Annotated in this window: 15 protein-coding genes; 14 read left to right on the plus strand and 1 reads right to left on the minus strand. The window is 71.2% G+C overall.

Annotation, left to right across the window (positions count from 1 at the left end; translation table 11 throughout):
• The 8 genes from B9O00_RS02365 to B9O00_RS02400 all read left to right on the plus strand — a co-directional run bounded on the left by B9O00_RS02365 (nucleotide 1) and on the right by B9O00_RS02400 (nucleotide 8,941).
• Nucleotides 1–1,200: a substrate-binding domain-containing protein gene (locus B9O00_RS02365; protein ID WP_085120808.1), complete on the plus strand. Its 1,200-nt coding sequence runs from the start codon at nucleotides 1–3 to the stop codon at nucleotides 1,198–1,200.
• A 62-nt stretch (nucleotides 1,201–1,262) separates the two neighbouring features.
• Nucleotides 1,263–2,048 (plus strand): ABC transporter ATP-binding protein, encoded by a 786-nt coding sequence (locus tag B9O00_RS02370; protein WP_085120809.1) that lies wholly within the window; start codon nucleotides 1,263–1,265, stop codon nucleotides 2,046–2,048.
• Nucleotides 2,041–2,766, plus strand: coding sequence for an ABC transporter ATP-binding protein (locus B9O00_RS02375; RefSeq protein ID WP_085120810.1), 726 nt, complete (start codon nucleotides 2,041–2,043; stop codon nucleotides 2,764–2,766). The genes B9O00_RS02370 and B9O00_RS02375 overlap by 8 nt, the downstream gene beginning before the upstream one ends.
• A complete protein-coding gene (locus B9O00_RS02380; protein WP_085120811.1) occupies nucleotides 2,763–3,791 on the plus strand; it encodes a branched-chain amino acid ABC transporter permease in 1,029 nt (342 codons plus the stop codon). Before B9O00_RS02375 ends, B9O00_RS02380 begins: the two co-directional genes overlap by 4 nt.
• A gap of 14 nt (nucleotides 3,792–3,805) precedes the next feature.
• Nucleotides 3,806–4,888: a branched-chain amino acid ABC transporter permease gene (locus B9O00_RS02385; protein WP_085120812.1), complete on the plus strand. Its 1,083-nt coding sequence runs from the start codon at nucleotides 3,806–3,808 to the stop codon at nucleotides 4,886–4,888.
• Between the two features lie 36 nt (nucleotides 4,889–4,924).
• Nucleotides 4,925–6,343: a sensor histidine kinase gene (locus B9O00_RS02390; protein ID WP_085120813.1), complete on the plus strand. Its 1,419-nt coding sequence runs from the start codon at nucleotides 4,925–4,927 to the stop codon at nucleotides 6,341–6,343.
• A 227-nt stretch (nucleotides 6,344–6,570) separates the two neighbouring features.
• A complete protein-coding gene (locus B9O00_RS02395; RefSeq protein WP_085120814.1) occupies nucleotides 6,571–6,777 on the plus strand; it encodes a hypothetical protein in 207 nt (68 codons plus the stop codon).
• A 160-nt stretch (nucleotides 6,778–6,937) separates the two neighbouring features.
• Nucleotides 6,938–8,941: a methyl-accepting chemotaxis protein gene (locus tag B9O00_RS02400; RefSeq protein ID WP_085120815.1), complete on the plus strand. Its 2,004-nt coding sequence runs from the start codon at nucleotides 6,938–6,940 to the stop codon at nucleotides 8,939–8,941.
• 142 nt (nucleotides 8,942–9,083) lie between these two features.
• Here the strand turns inward: B9O00_RS02400 and B9O00_RS02405 are convergent, their stop codons facing one another.
• On the minus strand, nucleotides 9,084–9,761 hold the full coding sequence (locus tag B9O00_RS02405) for a GntR family transcriptional regulator (RefSeq protein ID WP_085120816.1): 678 nt from the start codon (nucleotides 9,759–9,761) through the stop codon (nucleotides 9,084–9,086).
• A gap of 155 nt (nucleotides 9,762–9,916) precedes the next feature.
• On the opposite strand from B9O00_RS02405, the gene B9O00_RS02410 reads away from it, so the two are divergent.
• The 6 genes from B9O00_RS02410 to B9O00_RS02435 all read left to right on the plus strand — a co-directional run bounded on the left by B9O00_RS02410 (nucleotide 9,917) and on the right by B9O00_RS02435 (nucleotide 16,111).
• Complete coding sequence (locus B9O00_RS02410; protein WP_085120817.1) at nucleotides 9,917–11,116, plus strand: pyridoxal-phosphate-dependent aminotransferase family protein; 1,200 nt, start codon at nucleotides 9,917–9,919, stop codon at nucleotides 11,114–11,116.
• A gap of 36 nt (nucleotides 11,117–11,152) precedes the next feature.
• On the plus strand, nucleotides 11,153–12,142 hold the full coding sequence (locus B9O00_RS02415) for a TRAP transporter substrate-binding protein (RefSeq protein ID WP_085120818.1): 990 nt from the start codon (nucleotides 11,153–11,155) through the stop codon (nucleotides 12,140–12,142).
• Nucleotides 12,143–12,232: 90 nt separating this feature from the next.
• A complete protein-coding gene (locus B9O00_RS02420) occupies nucleotides 12,233–12,766 on the plus strand; it encodes a TRAP transporter small permease (protein ID WP_200808373.1) in 534 nt (177 codons plus the stop codon).
• A 3-nt stretch (nucleotides 12,767–12,769) separates the two neighbouring features.
• Nucleotides 12,770–14,050 carry a TRAP transporter large permease gene (locus B9O00_RS02425; protein WP_085120819.1) on the plus strand — a complete coding sequence of 427 codons (1,281 nt, stop codon included), beginning with the start codon at nucleotides 12,770–12,772 and terminating at the stop codon, nucleotides 14,048–14,050.
• A gap of 25 nt (nucleotides 14,051–14,075) precedes the next feature.
• Nucleotides 14,076–14,885, plus strand: a complete 810-nt coding sequence (locus B9O00_RS02430) for an enoyl-CoA hydratase (RefSeq protein ID WP_085120820.1) — start codon at nucleotides 14,076–14,078, stop codon at nucleotides 14,883–14,885.
• The gene (locus tag B9O00_RS02435) at nucleotides 14,870–16,111 is read left to right on the plus strand and encodes a CaiB/BaiF CoA transferase family protein (RefSeq protein ID WP_218822769.1); all 1,242 of its coding nucleotides are present in this window, start codon (nucleotides 14,870–14,872) and stop codon (nucleotides 16,109–16,111) included. Before B9O00_RS02430 ends, B9O00_RS02435 begins: the two co-directional genes overlap by 16 nt.
• Nucleotides 16,112–16,114 lie beyond the last annotated feature (3 nt).

The raw sequence follows: 16,114 nt of genomic DNA on the forward strand, positions 1-16,114 counted from the left end.
ATGAGACGGCTAATCGGCACCGCGGCCGCGACGGCGGCCGCTCTCGCGCTGGCACTGGCGGCCGCCCAGGCCGCCGAGCCCTACAAGATCGCCCACGTCTACGGCAAGACGGGGCCCTACGAGGCCTACGCCAAGCAGTCCCACGTCGGCCTGATGATGGGCATCGAGTACGAGACCGGCGGGACCATGGAGGTCAACGGCCGCAAGATCGAGGTCATCGAGAAGGACACCCAGCTCAAGCCCGACCTGGGCAAGACGCTGCTGGCCGAGGCCTACGGCGACGACGACGTGACGCTGGCGGTCGGCCCGGTCTCCTCGGGTGTCGCGCTGGCCATGCTGCCGGTCGCCCAGGAGTACCAGAAGATCCTGCTGGTCGAGCCGGCGGTCGCCGACTCGATCACCGGCTCGGCCTGGAACCGCTACGTCTTCCGGACCGGCCGCAACTCCTCCCAGGACGCGATCTCCAACGCCGTCGCCCTCGGCGACGCCGGCAACTGCGTCGCGACCCTGGCCCAGGACTACGCCTTCGGCCGCGACGGCATCGCCGCCTTCAAGGAGGCGCTGGCCAAGACCAAGGCCAAGCTGGTCTTCGAGGAGTACGCCCCGGCCGACACCGCCGACTTCACCGCGCCGGCCCAGCGCCTGTTCGACGCGCTCGACAAGGCCGAGGGCTGCCAGCGCAAGCTCATCTGGGTGCTGTGGGCCGGCAAGGGCAACCCGCTCGGCAAGCTGAAGGCGCTCAATCCCGAGAGCCGGGGCGTCGCGCTCGCCTCCGGCGGCAACATCCTGGCGGCCATGGCGGCCTACAAGGAGCTGCCGGGCATGGAGGGCGCCACCTACTACTACTACGAGATCCCGAAGAACCCGGTGAACGACTGGCTGGTCAAGGAGCACGAGAAGCGCTTCAACGCGCCGCCGGACTTCTTCACCGCCGGCGGCATGGCGGCCGGCATCGCCGTGGTCGACGCCCTGAAGAAGGCGCCCTCCGGCGACACCGAGGACCTGATCAAGGCGATGGAGGGCATGGAGTTCATGACCCCCAAGGGCATCATGCGCTTCCGCAAGGAGGACCATCAGGCCCTGCAGTCGATGTATGCCTTCAAGATCAAGGTCGACCCGGCCGTCGCCTGGGGCATCCCGGTGCTGGTCCGCGAGCTGAAGATCGACGACATGGACATCCCGATCCGCAACAAGCGCTGAGCCGGAACGCGCGCCGGCCCGGCGTCACGCCGGGCCGGCCGCCGCGCTGCGGGTCTTCGAGCATGATCACCGAGCCCCCCGTCCTCAGCACCGAGGCGCTGACCATCCGCTTCGGCGGCCACGTCGCCGTCGACCGGGTCAGCTGCGCCTTCGAGCGCGGCACCCTGACCGCGATCGTCGGGCCCAACGGCGCCGGCAAGACGACCTACTTCAACCTGATCTCCGGCCAGCTGCGCAGCAGCGCCGGCCGCGTGCTGCTGTTCGGCCGCGACGTCACCGGCCTGGGCGCGCCGCGCCGGGCGCGCGCCGGCATCGGCCGCGCCTTCCAGCTGACCAACCTCTTTCCCGACCTGACGGTGCTGGAGAACGTGCGCATCGCCGTGCAGGCGCGCCATGCTTCCGGCTTCGACCTCTGGTCGCTGGCGACGCGCCGGCGCGAGCTGATCGAGCTCGCCGAGCACCACCTGTCGCGCACCGGCCTGCTCGACCGCCTGGACGCGACCGCCGCCTCCCTGTCGCACGGCGACCAGCGCAAGCTCGAGGTCGCCGTGCTGCTGGCGCTGGAGAGCGAGGTCCTGATGTTCGACGAGCCGACCGCCGGCATGAGCGTCGACGAGGTGCCGCTCGTGCTCGACCTGATCCAGGAGATCAAGGCCGACCGCTCCAAGACGATCCTGCTGGTCGAGCACAAGATGGACGTCGTGCGCTCGCTCGCCGACCGCATCATCGTGCTGCATAACGGCGCCCTGGTCGCCGAGGGCGCGCCCGAGGCGGTCATCGCCTCCGACATCGTCCAGCAGGCCTACCTGGGCACCGCCGGAAGCGGCGCGGGGGCCGGCCATGGCTGAGCCGCTGCTGCGCCTCGCCGGCCTGCACACCCACATCGGCCAGTACCACATCCTGCAGGGCGTCGACCTGGTCGTGCCCGAGGGCGAGCTGACCATGCTGCTGGGCCGCAACGGCGCCGGCAAGACGACGACCCTGCGCACCATCATGGGCCTGTGGCGCGCCTCGGCCGGCAGCGTGAGCTTCGCCGGCAGCGACCTGGCGCCGCTCGCGACCCCCGAGATCGCCCGGCTCGGCATCGGCTATGTGCCCGAGAACATGGGCGTCTTCGCCGGCCTGACGGTGCGCGAGAACATGGTGCTGGCGGCGCGCGGCGGCGAGCTCGACCAGGGCCGTCTCGACTGGATCTTCTCGCTGTTCCCGGCGCTCGCCCGCTTCTGGTCGCTGCCGGCCGGCAACCTCTCCGGCGGCCAGAAGCAGATGCTCTCGATCGCCCGGGCGATGGTCGAGCCGCGCCGCTTGGTCCTGATCGACGAGCCCTCCAAGGGCCTGGCCCCGGCGATCGTCGACGCGCTGATCGAGGCGATGCAGGAGCTCAAGCGCACCGCCACGACGATCCTGATGGTCGAGCAGAACTTCCGCATGGCCCAGGCGCTCGGCGACGGCGTCGCGGTGATGGACGACGGCCGGGTCGTGCACAGCGGCCGCATGGCCGAGCTCGCCGCCGACCAGGCGCTGCAGGGACGCCTGCTCGGCCTCAGCCTCGGAGCCCACCAATGACCGACCGGACCGCCGAGACGCCTGCCGTCCCGAGCCCGCCGCTCAAGGAGCGCCTGCTCGCCCGGCTGCCCTACTGGACCGTGCCGCTGCTGGCGCTCGCCGGCCTGGCGGCGATCGCCGACCTCTCGACCTGGACGACCCTGACCCTGGCCGGCCTGGCCATGGGCATGCTGATCTTCATCATGGCCTCGGGCCTGACCCTGGTGTTCGGCCTGATGGACGTGCTGAACTTCGGCCACGGCGCCTTCATCTCGATCGGCGCCTTCGTCGGCGCCAGCGTGCTGCTGGCGCTCGGCGGCTGGACCGCCTCCTCCTCGCTGGCGCTCAACCTCGCCGCGGTCTGCCTCGCCATCGCCGCGGCCATGGCGGCGACCGGCCTGCTCGGCTGGTTCTTCGAGCGGGTCATCGTCAAGCCGGTCTACGGCGCGCACCTGAAGCAGATCCTGGTGACCATGGGCGGCCTGATCGTCGCCGAGCAGCTGATCCACCTGATCTGGGGCCCGAACCAGATCCCGCTGCCGCGTCCCGAGGCGCTCAAGGGCTCCTGGGTGATCGGCGAGGTCGTGGTCGAGCGCTACCGCCTGCTCGCTGTCGCCGTCGGCGCGGCGATCTTCCTCGGCCTGCGCTGGGCGCTGGTCCGCACCAAGCTCGGCCTGCTGATCCGCGCCGGCGTCGAGAACGGCGAGATGGTCGAGGCCCTGGGCTACCGCATCCAGCGGCTCTTCGTGCTGGTCTTCGTCGCCGGCTCGGCCCTGGCCGGCCTGGGCGGCGTGATGTGGGGCCTCTACGACGAGATCATCACCGCGCAGATGGGCCTCAACATCCTGATCCTGGTGTTCATCGTGGTCATCATCGGCGGCCTCGGCTCGGTCGAGGGCTGCTTCCTGGGCGCCCTGCTGGTCGGCCTGATGGCCAACTACACCGGCTTCCTGGCGCCCAAGGTCGCGCTCGGCTCGAACATCCTGCTGATGGTCGCGATCCTGATGTGGCGGCCGCGCGGCCTGCTGCCGGCCGGCAAGGGCTGAGGGGGGGGCGGCAGATGCTGAAGGCCCTGCTCTCCGAGGACTATCCCCGCAGCCGGCTGCTGACCGCCCTGCTGGTCGTCATCGTCGCCGGCCTGGCGCTGGCGCCCTTCGTCTTCCCGGGCATCCGCCCGCTCAACACCGCGGCGACGATCTGCGTCTTCATCGTGCTGGTCGCCAGCTACGACCTGCTGCTCGGCTACACCGGCATCGTCTCCTTCGCGCACACCCTGTTCTACGGCATCGGCGCCTACGGCGTCGCGCTGGCGCTCGACGCCTGGCCGGCGTCCTGGGGCGCGGTCGCGCTCGGCACCGCGCTCGGCCTCGCGCTCGCCATGGCCATCGCGCTGCTGATCGGGCTCTTCGCGCTGCGCGTCCAGGCGATCTTCTTCGCCATGGTGACCCTGGCCGTCGCCAGCGCCTGCCTGATCCTGGCCTCCCAGCTGTCCGGCCTGACCGGCGGCGAGGACGGCCTGACCTACCGGGTGCCGCACCTGCTGTCGCCGGCCTTCCGGCTCGTCGACGGCAAGGTCCTCGGCGTCCGCCTCGACGGCCGGATCGTCAGCTACTACCTGCTGTTCCTCGCCGCGGGCGCCCTGGTCCTGGCGATGCTGCGGATCGTCAACTCGCCCTTCGGCCGGGTGCTGCAGGCGATCCGCGAGAACCCCTTCCGGGCCGAGGCGCTGGGCTACCGCACCGCGGTCTACCGCACCGCTGCGACGGTCGCGGCCGCCGCGGCCGCGGCCCTGGCCGGCGCCCTGATGGCGCTCTGGCAGAAGTACACCGGGCCCGACACCACGCTCAGCCTCTCGATCATGATCGACATCCTGCTGATGGTGGTGATCGGCGGCATGGGCACGATCTACGGCGCCGTGGTCGGCGCCACGGTCTTCGTGCTGGCCAAGAACTACCTGCAGCTGCTGATGGCTGCCGCCGCCGGCGCGACCGCCGGCCTGCCGCTGCTGCCGCAGCTGGTCAGCCCGGACCGCTGGCTGCTCTGGCTCGGCATCCTCTTCGTGCTCAGCGTCTACTTCTTCCCGAGCGGCATCGTCGGGCGGTTGCGCGGCCGCGGCGGCGAAGGCGGGGCACCGCGCGGCTGATTCCCGCCGGCCCCCTTTCGTTCTAGACTGCGGGCCATGTCACGCGCCAAGGTCGCCATGCCGCCGCCCCTGCGCAGCCTCTCGGCGAAGCTGCTGCTGCTGACCGTGGCCTTCGTGATGATGGCCGAGGTGCTGATCTTCGCGCCCTCGGTGGCGCGCTTCCGCGAGACCTACCTGACCCAGCGCCTGGCCAGCGCGCATCTGGCGATCCTGGCGCTCGAGGGCGCGCCCGACCAGATGGTCGGCGCCGACCTGGAGGCCGAGCTGCTGAAGCACGTCGGCGCCTACCTGGTCGCCCTGGAGGACCCGAAGGTCGGCCGGCGCCTGCTGCTCTCGATCGACATGCCGCCGGCGATCGACGAGGTCGTCGACCTCGGCAGGATGGGCTTCTTCGACAAGCTCGGCGCCGCCTTCGTGACCCTGCTCGGTCCCGGCGACCGGATCCTCCGGGTCCTGGGCACCTCGCCCGAGGACGGCGTCTCGAAGGTCGAGATCGTGCTCAACGAGGCGCCGCTGCGCCGCGAGATGATCAACTTCGGCTACCGGGTGCTGGCGCTGTCCCTGGCCATCTCGCTGTTCACCGCGGCGCTGATCTACCTCAGCCTGCACCTGCTGCTGGTCCGCCCGCTGCGCCGCATGACCGAGAACATGATGGCCTTCCGCGAGGATCCCGAGAACGCCGAGCGCTTCATGCCGCTGTCGGGGCGCAGCGACGAGGTCGGCCTGGCCGAGGCCCAGCTGCGCGAGATGCAGGAGGCGCTCTGGGCCTCGCTGCACCAGAAGGCGCGCCTCGCCGCGGTCGGCGTCGCGGTCACCAAGATCAGCCACGATCTGCGCAACATCCTCTCGACCGCCTCGCTGATGTCGGACCGCCTGGCGGCCAGCCAGGATCCGGACGTCAAGCGCTCGGCCGGGACCCTGATGACGACCCTCGACCGGGCGATCAACCTCTGCCGCCAGACCCTGAACTTCACCCGCGAAGGCCCGGCCGTCCTGGAGCTGTCGAGGGTCGATCTGCACGCGCTGATCGACGAGGTCGGCAGTGAGCTGCCGGCCTCGCTGGCCGGGGAGGCCGAGTGGCGCAACGAGGTGCCGGCCGGCGTCGGGGTCGAGGCCGACCGCGCCCAGCTCTACCGGGTGTTCCACAACCTCGGCCTCAACGCCCTGCAGGCCGGCGCCACGGCCATCGTGCTCGACGCCGCGCGCCTCGACGAGCGCCTGGAGATCGAGCTGACCGACAACGGGCCGGGCCTGTCGCCGCGCGCCCGCGAGCGGCTGTTCCAGCCCTTCACGGCGAGCGGCCGGAGCGGCGGCACCGGCCTCGGCCTGGCGATCGCCCGCGAGCTGGCCCGCGCCCACGGCGGCGATCTGGAGCTGCGGCGCAGCGACGCGGCCGGCACCTGCTTCCGCCTGACCCTGCCGCTCAGCCAAGCCTCCCGCCAGGCCGCGCAGTGACGCGCCGGCGCAGCGAATGGATCGGGAACGGCCCTGATCTAGTTCAATGTGCGACGCCGCCGACAGGTCCAGCTTCTCGACCGCACGCGGCCGCAGGGCTGCCGCGTCGTGATCCGCGGGCGACCGCTGGTGCCGAACGGCAGGAAATCGTTGGCAATGCGCCGTCCTCCTGATCTATTGGACGGCAGAGCGCGACGGCTTCCAGGGACAGGGGGGAAGAGCGAGCGATGGACGTTGTGGCCAGATACATCATCGGTGCCCTGATCGGGCTGATCGGACTGCTCGGGCTCTTCATGGCGTCCCGTGCCGAGAGCGGCGACGGCATCTATGCCGCCGGCCTCTTCCTGTTCATCTTCGCCGTGCTCTACATCTTCTTCCTGATCAAGCGCGGCTTCGACCACGCCGACCGCGCGCGCCACGGCCGGCCGCACTGAGACGCCCTGCCGGCGGCGGGTCCTCCACCGCCGCAGCTCGCGCAAAACGCGACCGCTCCGGCCGCGATTAGGGGGCTTTTAACCTTCCAGGCGACACAGTCGGGTGGCTGTTCCACCGACGCGGCACGATGACGGTCGCGCGCCGAGGGAGATCTGGTCGATGGCTTCCCCCCGCCTGTCCCACCTGCCGATCACGGCCAAGCTCGGCGCCGCCTTCGGGCTGGTGCTGCTGCTGCTGGTCGGCCTCGCCGGCACCTCGACCTTCTTCCTCGACCAGATGAAGGGCAGCTTCGACCAGGTGCGCGAGCTCGGCAACGCCGCCAAGGCGGCGCTCGGCGCGCGGGTCGCGCTGTCCGACCTGCGCCTCGGGGTGGGCGACTACGCGGCGAGCGGCGACGAGGCCCAGGGCGCGGCGATCCGCGAGCAGCTCGACGGCATCAAGAGCGGCCTCGCCGAAGCCGGCGCGCGCATCGACGACGCCGATTCCCGGGCCCTGCTGGACCAGCTGACCCAGGCGCTCGGCGCCTATCGCACGGCCCTGGACAAGCTGTCGGCGGCGCTCGCCGACCGCAAGCAGGCCGGCGACGGCCTGACCGGCAGGCTCGCCAGGCTGGAGCCGGCCCTCAAGACTCTGGGCGACGCCTCCTCAGCCAGCGGCGACGGCAGCGCCTTCTTCTACGTCGGCCAGGCGCAGCAGGCGCTGGCCGCCATCAAGGAGGCGACCGGCGTGTTCCTCGGCGAGGACAGCGCCAGCGGGCGCGAGACCGCGCTGCAGCAGATCGCCGCCCTGGCCGACGTGGTCAAGAACATGACCTTCAACAAGGAGCTCGACGGCGCCAAGGAGACCAACGAGCTGCTCGAGGGCGTCAAGGCCGGGCTCGGCAAGCGCGAGACGGCCAACGCCGAGCGCGCCAAGGCGCTGGAGACGCTGCACGCCTCCGGCACCGAGGCCGGCGGGCGTGCCAGGGACTTCGTCGCGCGCATGACCGTGAGCGCGCAGCGGCTCGACCAGGCGGTCGGCGACAAGAGCCGCCGCAACCTGACGGTCATGCTCGCCGCCGCCGGCGTCGCGCTGGCCATCGGCGTGCTGGCGGCCGCGCTGATCGGCGGCGGCATCGCGCGCAATCTCAAGCGACTCTCCTCGGCGATGGCGCGGCTGGCCGAGCGCGACCTGACGGTCGAGGTGACCGGCGCCGAGCGCGGCGACGAGGTCGGCGCGATGGCCCGCGCCATGCAGGTCTTCAAGGACAACGCCCTGGAGATGGAGCGGCTGCGCGAACAGCGCGAGGCCGACGAGCGGCGCGGCGCCGAGGAGAAGCGCCGGGCCATGCACGCGCTGGCCGGCGAGCTGGAGGGCTCGGTCAAGTCGATCGCCGACGAGGTCGGCCAGACCGCCGAGGAGATTCGCGCCGCGGCCAGCGCGCTGAGCGCCACCGCCGAGGAGACCGGCAGCCTTTCGGCGCGCGTCTCCGGCGCCTCGGCCGAAGCCTCCAGCAACGTCCAGACGGTCGCCGCCTCGAGCGAGGAGATCGCCGCCTCCCTGGCCGAGGTCGCCCGCCAGGTCAGCGAGACCGCGAGCCGCACCGCCGAGGCGCGCAGCCTGGCCGAGGACAGCGACGCCGTGGTCGGCCGCCTCGCCAAGGTCGCCGAGGAGGTCGGCGCGGTCGTCACCCTGATCTCGGAGATCGCCGAGCAGACCAATCTGCTGGCGCTCAATGCCACCATCGAGGCGGCGCGCGCCGGCGACGCCGGCAAGGGCTTCGCGGTCGTCGCCTCCGAGGTCAAGAGCCTGGCGACCCAGACCGCCAAGGCGACCGAGGAGATCGCCCGCCAGATCGGCGAGATCCGCAGCGCCTCCGGCGAGACTGCGAGCTCGATCGCCCGGGTCAAGGAGGTCGTGATCGGCGTCAGCGAGATCGCCGGCTCGATCAGCTCGGCGGTCGAGCAGCAGACCGCGGCGCTGTCGGAGATCTCGGCCGGCACCCAGAAGGCCGCCCAGGGTACCCAGGAGGTGACCCAGGCGATCGGCCAGGTCGACAGCGGCGCCCGCAAGACCGGCGAGGCCGCCCGCGAGGCGCTGAGCGCCGCCGAGACCCTGGCCGAGCGCGCCGAGCGCCTGGGCCGCGAGGTCAGCGCCTTCGTCAACCGGGTGCGCGCGGCGTAGCTTCTTCCTCCTTCGGATCCCCCACCTCTCCCTGCCCTCTCCGCCCCCGGGGGCGGAGAGGGGACTCGAACCGGCGCCGCTTCCGCCCTCTCCGCCCCGGGGGGCGGAGAGGGCCGGGGAGAGGTGGGGCGGAGGCGCTGCCCTACCTCTCCTCCCCGCCGAGCGCCCCGCGCAGCGCTTCGAGCTTGTGCTCCAGGTGGCTCTTCATGAGCCGGCCGAGGCGCTCGCCCTCCCGCGCCTCCAGGGCCGCGATGATCGCGTCGTGCTCGTCGAGCGCGGCCTGCCAGCGGGCCGCCGCCAGGTTGGCCTGATAGCGCGCCCAGCGCACCCGGTCGGCGACCAGCTTGTGCTGCTGGCGCAGGGTCGGGTTGCGCGCCGCGGCCAGGATCGCCGCGTGGATCTGCTGGTTGAGCTCGAAGTAGCGCGGCCGGTCGCCGGAGCGGTAGGCGGCGTGCATGGCGTCGTTGAGCCGCCGCACTTCGGCGATCTCCGCGTCGCCGGCGCGCTCGGCGGCCAGCTCGCCGGCCGCGCCCTCCAGCGCCGCAATCACCGGGAAGACCTCCTCCAGCTCGGCCAGGGTCGGCTCGGCGACGACGGCGCCGCGGTTCGGCACCAGGCGCACGTAGCCCTCGGCGGCCAGCACCTTGAGCGCCTCGCGGACCGGCGTGCGCGAGACCCCGAAGCGCAGGGTCAGTGCCTTCTCGGGCACCTTCTCGCCGGGCCTGAGCTCGCCTTCGAGGATCAGGCCGCGGATCAGGTCGGTCAGCTCGACCGCGAGGGCGGGCCGGGTCAGCGGCCTCTGTGGATCGACTGCGAACACCCTTCGCTCCCCCCGGGGCGGCTCCCCGTCATCGCACCTTGACGCAATAATGAATTCATAATTCAATCGAGCCTCGATGAAAAGCGGCCCGCTTGTCGACGGGCCGCGGCCGCGCGCCGCGGAGACGGGCGCGGCGGCGGAAGGGAGAAGGGTCGATGACCACGCCGCAGGGACGCCATTTCCTCCAGATTCCCGGCCCGACCAACGTGCCCGACCGCGTCCTGCGGGCCATGGACCGGCCGACCATCGACCACCGCGGCCCGGAGTTCCAGGCCCTCGCGCTGCGCGTGCTGGCCGGCATCCGGACGATCTTCAAGACCGAGCAGCCGGTCGTCATCTATCCCGCCTCGGGCACCGGGGCCTGGGAGGCGGCGCTGGTCAACAGCCTGTCGGCCGGCGACCGCGTGCTGATGTTCGAGACCGGCCACTTCGCCAGCCTCTGGAAGGCGCTCGCCGAGCGGCTCGGGCTGCAGCCGGAATTCATCGCCGGCGACTGGCGCCACGGCGCCGACCCGGCGGCGATCGAGGCCCGGCTGCGCGAGGACCGCGGCCATGCCATCAAGGCGGTCTGCGTGGTCCACAACGAGACCTCGACCGGCTGCGTCTCGCCGATCGGCGCGGTGCGCAAGGCGATCGACGCCGCCGGCCATCCGGCGCTCCTGATGGTCGACACGATCTCCTCGCTGGCCTCGATCGACTACCGTCACGACGAGTGGGGCGTCGACGTCACGGTCGGCGGCTCGCAGAAGGGCCTGATGCTGCCGCCGGGCCTGTCGTTCAACGCGGTCTCCGAGAAGGCGGTCGCGGCCTCGAAGACGGCGGGCCTGCCGCGCTCCTACTGGGACTGGGGCGAGATGCTGGCGATCAACGCCAAGGGCTTCTTCCCCTTCACCCCGGCGACCAACCTGCTCTACGGCCTCGACGCGGCGATCGACATGCTGCACGAGGAAGGCCTGGAGCGGGTCTTCGAGCGTCACGCCCGCCACGGCGAGGCGACGCGCCGGGCCGTGCGCAGCTGGGGCCTGGAGGTGCTGTGCCAGGAGCCGGCGCACTATTCGGGCTCGCTGACCGCGGTGCTGATGCCGGCCGGCCACGACGCCGACCGCTTCCGCGGGACGGTCCTCGACGCCTTCAACATGTCGCTCGGCAACGGCCTGTCGAAGCTCGCCGGCCGGGTGTTCCGGATCGGTCATCTCGGCCACTTCAACGACCTCACCCTGATCGGCACCCTGGGCGGCGTCGAGATGGGCCTGGAGGTCGCGGGGGTGCCCCACAAGGCCGGGGGGGTCCAGGCGGCGATGGACTTCCTCGCGCAGCAGCAGGAGAGCCAGGCAGCCTCGCACGCCGCGGAATAGTCGAACCAGAACAAGACAAACGGGAGGATCAGCACGATGAAGGCGACAGCATACCTCGCGGGCCTCGCGCTCGCGGCCCTGGGCGCCAGCGCCCTCTGCTCCACGGCCAGCGCCGGAATGGTCCTGAAGTTCGGCCACGTCGGCGAGCCGGGCTCGCTGTTCGAGACCTCGGCCAAGGAGTTCGCCCGCTGCGCCAACGAGAAGCTCGGCGACAAGGGCGAGGTCCAGGTCTTCGGCTCCTCGCAGCTCGGCAAGGACCAGGAGCTGCTGCAGAAGCTGAAGCTCGGCCAGGTCCAGTTCGCCCTGCCCTCGTCGGTGATGAGCTCGGTCTCGGACACCTTCGGCGTGTTCGAGATGCCCTACCTCATCCAGAACCGCGACCACATGAAGCGCGTCACCCAGAAGATGGGCGACGTCTTCCAGAAGGCCGCCGAAGGCAAGGGCTATCACATCCTGGCGTTCTGGGAGAACGGCTTCCGGAACATCACCAACAACGTCCGGCCGATCGTCGAGCCCGCGGACCTGCAGGGCATCAAGCTGCGCACGCCGAAGGGCGCCTGGCGCGTCAAGATGTTCGAGTCCTACGGCGCCAGCCCGACGCCGATGGCCTTCTCCGAGGTCTTCACCGCGCTCAAGACCGGCGTCATCGACGGCCAGGAGAACCCCCTGGCACAGATCTGGTCGGCGAAGTTCCCGGAGGTCCAGAAGTACCTCTCGATGACGGGGCACGTCTATACGCCGGCCTACATCCTGACCTCGCAGAAGCAGTACGAGTCCTGGCCGGACGACATCCGCAAGACGCTCGACGGCTGCGCCGTCAGCACCCAGGACTTCGTCTACAAGACCGCAGCCCAGCTCGACAAGGACCTGGTCGGCAAGATCGAGGCGATGGGCACCAAGGTGAACGAGGCCGACAAGCCGGCCTTCATCGCCGCCTCGAAGCCGATCTACGAGGAGTTCGCGAAGTCGGTCGACGGCGGCCAGAAGCTGATCGACGAGATCCAGGTCCTGGCCAAGGGCTCGTGATCCGCGGGGGGCCGCGACCTGCGGGTCGCGGCCCCCTCGCTTGCCATCCGAACGTTGTCTGAACCCGGAGCGGACCGGGGGGAGCGGAGCTTGGGCAAGATCGGGCGGGTCCTCGGCGGCCTGCTGTCCTGGATCGTGATCGCGCTGATGGTCGTGCTGACCGTCGTCGTCGTCGTCGCGGTCATCTACCGCAAGGCCGGCAACTCGCTGTCCTGGTACGACGAGGTCGCCTCGATCCTGCTGGTCTGGATCACCTATTACGGCGCGGCGCTGGCCGCGCTGAGGCGCAGCCACATCGGCTTCGACGACGTGCTGCGCGGCCTGCCGCCGGCGGCACGCAAGGTCGCGGTCGTCCTCGCCGAGGGCCTGGTGGTGTTCTTCTTCGGCCTGCTCGCCTGGGCCGGCTGGCAGGTGCTGGTCGTGCTCGAGGGCATGAACCTGGTCAGCCTGACCTGGGTGCCCGTCCAGTTCACCCAGTCGGTGATCCCGATCGGCGCGGTGCTGTTCATCGTCGCCGAGCTGCTCAGCCTGCCGGGCTACTGGCGCGACGTCATGGCCGGCCGCTCGACCGAGCACGCGGTGATGAGCCACGGCGCCTCCCCTGACGGCCAGGGAGGCCGCTAGACCATGCTGCTGCTCGCGATCTTCGTCGCCCTGGTGGTGATGGTCTGCCTCAACGTGCCGATCGCCATCGCCCTGGCCCTGTCCGGCGTGCTCGGCCTCTACGTCTCCGAGGGGCCGGGCAGCCTGGTCAACATCGCCCTCGACATGTACGACGGCGCCAACAAGTTCTCGCTGATCGCCATCCCGATGTTCGTGCTGGCCGGCGCGATCATGAACGCGACCGGCATCACGCGCCGCCTGATCGCCTTCGTCGCGGCGATGATCGGCTTCGTGCGCGGCGGCCTGGCCATGGTGACGATCGGCGTCTCGCTGTTCTTCGCAGAGATCTCCGGCTCGGCGGTCGCCGACGTCGCGGCGATCGGCTCGATCCTGATCCCCGAGATGAAGAAGCGCGGCTACGGCGGCCCGCTCGCGGCCTCGGTGACCTCGTCGGCGGCCTCGCTCGCGATCATCATCCCGCCCTCGATCCCGATGATCCTCTACGCCGTCTCGGCCGGGACCAGCGTCGAGCAGATCTTCGTCGCCGGCATCATCCCCGGCCTGCTCGGCGCCGCCGGCCTGATGGGCGTGGCCTACTGGTTCGCCCGCCGCTACGACCTGCCGGTCGAGTCCGCCTTCCAGTGGTCCCAGCTGCGCAGCACCTTCGTCTCGGCGCTGCCCGCCTTCGCCCTGCCGATGATCATCCTCGGCGGCATCTTCGGCGGCCTGGTGACCGCGACCGAGGGCGCCGGCCTGGCCGTGGTCGCGGCCATCGTCGTCGGCCTCTGGTACCGCGAGGTCGACTGGCGCCAGCTCAAGGAGGCGATGCTCGACGGCGGCATCCAGACCGCGGTCGTCATGCTGCTGGTCGCCGCCTCGGTGCTGATGGGCGGCTTCCTGACCCGCGCCCAGATCCCGCAGCAGATCGCCACCGGGCTGCTCGACATCACCAGCAACAAGTACCTGATCCTGCTGATCCTGAACGTCTTCTTCCTGGTCATCGGGTTCTTCCTGCACTCGGCGGCGGCGATCATCCTGGTGGTGCCGATCATCGTGCCGCTGATCCAGCAGGCCGGCATCGACCCGGTGCACTTCGGCCTGGTCGTGACCCTCAACCTCGCGATCGGCCAGCAGACCCCGCCGGTCGCCAGCGTGCTGATCACCTCCTGCTCGATCGCCAAGGCGAACATCTGGGAGGTCTCGAAGGTCAACGTCTACTTCGTCGCCGTGCTGCTGGCGGTGCTGCTGATCTGTACCTACGTGCCGCAGGTGCCGATGATCCTGGTCGACCTGTTCTACCGATGAGCTGCTGAAAGGACCCTACTGCGCGATGGCGAGCCCCATGACCCCCGGCGGCGACGACGAGCTGCTCTACGAGGTGCGCGGCAGCACCGGCTGGATCACCCTGAACCGGCCGCAGGCGCGCAACGCCCTGACCTTCGGCATGTACCAGAGGCTCGCCGAGATCTGCGGCGGGCTGCCGCCGGCCGGCGAAGGCCCGGTCCGCGCGCTGGTCATCACCGGCGCCGGCGGCAAGGCCTTCGCCGCCGGCACCGACATGCGCCAGTTCCGCGCCTTCGAGAAGCCGCAGGACGCGCTCGACTACGAGCACAAGATCGATGTGGTGCTCGGCGCCGTCGAGGCCTGCAGGGTGCCGACCATCGCCGCCCTGCCGGGCGCCTGCACGGGCGGCGGCGCCGGCATCGCCTCGGCCTGCGACCTCAGGATCGCCTCGGCCGACCTGAAGTTCGGCTTCCCGATCGCGCGCACCCTCGGCAACACCCTGTCGATCACCTCGCTGTCGCGGCTGGCCGCCCTGGTCGGCGCCGGCCGGGCCAAGGAGTGGATCTTCACCGCCCGGCTGCTCGGCGCCGAGGAGGCCCTGGCCACCGGCCTGATCTCCGAGATCCTGCCGGACCAGGAGGCGCTGGCGGCGCGCGCCGCCGAGCTCGCCGAGCAGCTCGCCGCCCACGCCCCGATCACCCTCAGGACGACCAAGGAGGCGCTGCGCCGCCTGCGCGTCGAGGGTGCCGGCGCCAAGGACGAGGACCTGATCGTCGAGGCCTACATGAGCGCCGACTTCAAGGAGGGCATCGAGGCCTTTCTGGGCAAGCGCAAGCCGCAGTGGCGGGGCCGCTGACCGTGCCGGCCGCCGCCCGCCCGCGCGGCCCGCTCGCCGGCCTGCGCGTCATCGAGCTCTCGCACATCATGGCCGGGCCGGCCTGCGGCATGATGCTGGCCGACATGGGCGCCGAGGTCATCAAGGTCGAGAAGCCGGGCGGCGACGACACCCGCCGCTCGCTGCCGCCCGACGTCAACGGCGAGAGCGCCGCCTACATGATGATGAACCGCAACAAGCGGGGCATCGCGCTGAACCTCAAGGACCCGGCGGCGCTCGAGGTGCTGCACAAGCTGATCCGCGGCGCCGACGTGGTCATCGAGAACTACCGCCAGGGCACGATGGAGAAGCTGGGCCTCGGCTACGAGACCCTCCGGGCCGAGAACCCGGCGCTGGTCTACTGCTCGCTGTCCGGCTTCGGGCGCAGCGGCCCCTACGCGGCGCGCGGCGGCTTCGACCTGATCGCCCAGGGCATGTCCGGCCTGATGTCGATCACCGGCGAGGGGCCGGGCCGGCCGCCGGTCAAAGTCGGCGCGCCGGTCACCGACATCACCGCCGGCATCCTGGCCGCGATGGGCGTGGTCGCGGCCTACGTGCACCGCCTGCAGACCGGCGAGGGCCAGATGGTCGACACCTCGCTGCTCGAGGCCGGCATCATCCACACCTACTGGCAGTCGGCGATCGCCTTCGCGACCGGCGTCAGCCCGGGCCCGATGGGCTCGGCCCATCCGCTCAACGCGCCCTACCAGGCCTTCCGCACCGCCGACGGCTGGATCAACATCGGCGCCGCCAACCAGACCAACTGGCTGCGCCTGCTGAAGGCGATCGGTGCCGAGGAGCTGGCCGAGGACCCGCGCTTCCGCGAGAACGCCGGCCGCATGGCGCATCTCGCCGAGCTCGAGGCCGAGCTGACGCCGCACCTCGAGCCGCGCACCACCGCCGCCTGGCTCGAGGTCTTCGAGGCCGCCGGCCTGCCCGCCGGCCCGGTCCTGTCGACCCGCGAGATGCACGCCGATCCCCACGTCCGGGCGCGCGACATGGTCGTGCCGCTGGACCATCCGAAGGCCGGGCGGACCCACGCCATCGGCTTTCCGGTGAAGTTCTCCGAGACGCCGGGCGCCGTCACCCGCCCGGCGCCGCTGCTCGGCCAGCACACCCGCGAGGTGCTCGCCGAGATCGGCCTGATGGACGACGAGATCGACCGGCTGGTCGCCCAGGGTGCGGCGATCGTCCCGGAAGGCAGCTGACCG

Source organism: Tistlia consotensis USBA 355, from assembly GCF_900177295.1.
GTDB lineage: Bacteria > Pseudomonadota > Alphaproteobacteria > Kiloniellales > DSM-21159 > Tistlia > Tistlia consotensis.